Source organism: Streptomyces sp. C (assembly GCF_000158895.1).
Lineage (GTDB): Bacteria > Actinomycetota > Actinomycetes > Streptomycetales > Streptomycetaceae > Streptomyces > Streptomyces racemochromogenes.
On the sequence record NZ_GG657750.1, the window covers coordinates 2,042,165 to 2,045,185 of the forward strand.

At 71.3% G+C, this 3,021-nt stretch carries 2 protein-coding genes; both read left to right on the plus strand.

Going from position 1 to position 3,021, the window contains the following annotated elements:
- Nucleotides 1–71 precede the first annotated feature (71 nt).
- Complete coding sequence (locus SSNG_RS09000) at nt 72–2,342, plus strand: FdhF/YdeP family oxidoreductase (RefSeq protein WP_007263505.1); 2,271 nt, start codon at nt 72–74, stop codon at nt 2,340–2,342.
- A 51-nt stretch (nt 2,343–2,393) separates the two neighbouring features.
- Nucleotides 2,394–2,858 (plus strand): hotdog fold thioesterase, encoded by a 465-nt coding sequence (locus SSNG_RS09005; RefSeq protein ID WP_007263506.1) that lies wholly within the window; start codon nt 2,394–2,396, stop codon nt 2,856–2,858.
- The last annotated feature ends 163 nt before the right edge of the window (nt 2,859–3,021 follow it).

Genomic DNA, 3,021 nt, shown 5'->3' on the forward strand with positions numbered 1-3,021 from the left:
CGCGCCCGTGCAAGGATCGGAAGACGCGGCAGGACCTGCTGCACCCGTACGTACGCTCGAAGGAGAGCGCGATGGCGACCAAGCCGCCCACAGGTGACCCGGTACAGGACGCACCGCACGTCACGCCGCCCCAGCACGCCGCCGCGGGACTCCCCGCCATCGCGCACACCCTGAAGATCGCGAACGAGCAGATGGGCCTGGCCCGCACCGCCCGGACCCTGCTCAAGGTCAACCAGAAGGACGGCTTCGACTGCCCCGGCTGCGCCTGGCCCGAGGGCGACAAGCGGCACACCGCCGAGTTCTGCGAGAACGGCGCCAAGGCCGTCGCCGAAGAGGCCACGCTGCGCCGCGTCACCCCGGACTTCTTCGCCGCCCACCCGCTCCCCGAGCTCGCCGCCCGCAGCGGCTACTGGCTCGGCCAGCAGGGCCGCATCACGCAGCCGATGTACCTGCCCGAGGGCGCCGACCGGTACGAGCCCGTCAGCTGGAAGAAGGCCTTCGCGATCATCGCGGAGGAGCTCGGGGCCCTGTCCTCGCCCGACGAGGCCCTCTTCTACACCTCCGGCCGCACCAGCAACGAGGCCGCGTTCCTCTTCCAGCTCTTCGCCCGCGAATTCGGCACCAACAACCTGCCGGACTGCTCCAACATGTGCCACGAGTCCTCCGGCTCCGCACTGAACGAGACCATCGGCATCGGCAAGGGCAGCGTCTCCCTCGAAGACCTCCACCGCGCCGACCTGATCATCGTCGCCGGGCAGAACCCGGGCACCAACCACCCCCGCATGCTCTCCGCGCTGGAGAAGGCCAAGGAAGCCGGCGCGAAGATCATCTCGGTGAACCCGCTGCCCGAGGCCGGCATGGAGCGGTTCAAGAACCCCCAGACCCCCCTCGGCATGCTCAGGGGCACCGCCCTCAACGACCTCTTCCTCCAGATCCGCATCGGCGGCGACCAGGCCCTCTTCCGCCTCCTCAACAAGCTCGTCATCGAGACGGAGGGCGCCCTCGACGAGGACTTCATCCGCGACCACACCCACGGCTACGAGGCCCTCGCCACCGCCGCCAAGGACGCGGACTGGGACGAGACCCTCACCGCCACCGGCCTCACCCGCCCCGAGATCGAACGCGCCCTGGCCATGATCCTGGCCTCGAAGCGCACCATCATCTGCTGGGCCATGGGCCTCACCCAGCACAAGCACTCCGTCGCCACCATCCGCGAGGTCGTCAACCTCCTCCTGCTCCGCGGCAACATCGGCCGCCCCGGCGCCGGCGTCTGCCCCGTCCGCGGCCACTCCAACGTCCAGGGCGACCGCACCATGGGGATCTTCGAACGCCCCGCCCCCGCCTTCCTCGACGCCCTCGACGAGGAATTCGGCATCACCTCGCCCCGCGCCCACGGCTACGACGTCGTCCGCTCCATCGAGGCCCTCCGCGACGGCAGGGCCAAGGTCCTCTTCGCCATGGGCGGCAACTTCGTCGCCGCCACCCCCGACACCGACGTCACCGAGGCCGCGATCCGCCGCGCCTCCCTCACCGTCCACGTCTCCACCAAGCTCAACCGCTCCCACGCGGTCACCGGCCGGCGCGCCCTGATCCTGCCCACCCTCGGCCGCACCGACAAGGACGTCCAGAAGGGCGGCCGCCAGTTCGTCACCGTCGAGGACTCCATGGGCATGGTCCACGCCTCCCGCGGCAACCTCGCCCCCGCCTCCCCCCACCTCCTCTCCGAACCGGCCATCGTCGCCCGCATGGCCCGCGCCGTCCTCGGCACCACCTCCCAGACCCCCTGGGAGGAGTTCGAGAACGACTACGCGGCCATCCGCGACCGCATCGCCCGCGTCGTCCCCGGCTTCGAGGACTTCAACGCCCGCGCCGCCCGCCCGGAGGGCTTCCAGCTCCCCCACGGCCCCCGCGACGAACGCCGCTTCCCCACCAAGACCGGCAAGGCCAACTTCACCGCCGCCCCCGTCGAGTACCCCAAGGTCCCCGCCGGCCGGCTCCTGCTCCAGACCCTGCGCAGCCACGACCAGTACAACACCACCATCTACGGCCTAGACGACCGCTACCGCGGCATCACCGGCGGCCGCCGCGTCGTCATGGTCAACCCCCAGGACGCCGCCGAGCTCGGCCTCGCCGACGGCTCCTACACCGACCTCGTCGGCGAGTGGAAGGACGGCGTCGAACGCCGCGCCCCCGGCTTCCGCGTCGTCCACTACCCCACCGCGCGCGGCTGCGCCGCCGCCTACTACCCGGAGACCAACGTCCTGGTCCCCCTGGACTCCACCGCCGACACCAGCAACACCCCCGCCAGCAAGTCCGTCGTCGTCCGCTTCGAACCGGCCTGATAGAACGAGCCCAGACACTGGTTAACGATCGTTGACGAACGGAGCAGGCCCATGGCCGACGAGCAGCAGCACGCCGTGAAGTTCCCCCAGGAAGTCCTCGACGAGTACGCGGCCCTGGGCATAGACCTGCCCGCCCTCTTCTCGGCGGGCGCCCTCGGGCAGCGCATGGAGATCCAGATCCTGGAGGCCTCCGCCGAACGCGTCGTCGCCACCATGCCCGTCAAGGGCAACACCCAGCCCTACGGACTCCTGCACGGCGGCGCCTCCGCCGTCCTCGCCGAGACCCTCGGCTCCGTCGGCGCCATGATGCACGGCGGCAGCAAGAAGATCGCCGTCGGCGTCGACCTCAACTGCACCCACCACCGCGGCGTCCGCGACGGCCACGTCACCGGCACCGCCACCCCCGTCCACCGCGGCCGCTCCACCGCCACCTACGAGATCGTCATCACCGACGAGCAGGACCGCCGCGTCTGCACCGCCCGCCTCACCTGCCTGCTGCGCGACACGGACTCTTAACACCCCGGCCGGTACGAGCCGTTGTGCCGCCCCCGGCGCCGGTCTAGCGTTCCCGCATGGGATCCGGACCGGCGCCGCGCGGCGCCACGGCCACACGCGGGACGACGGCACTCCTCGCCGCCGGCCTCACCGCGGCCACCCTCACCGCCACCCTCCTGTCGGG

Bases quoted from the DNA above. Each gene is read 5' to 3' on its own strand.
- SSNG_RS09000 (WP_007263505.1), top strand. From the start codon at position 72: ATGGCGACCAAGCCGCCCACAGGTGACCCGGTACAGGACGCACCGCAC.
- SSNG_RS09005 (WP_007263506.1), top strand. From the start codon at position 2,394: ATGGCCGACGAGCAGCAGCACGCCGTGAAGTTCCCCCAGGAAGTCCTC.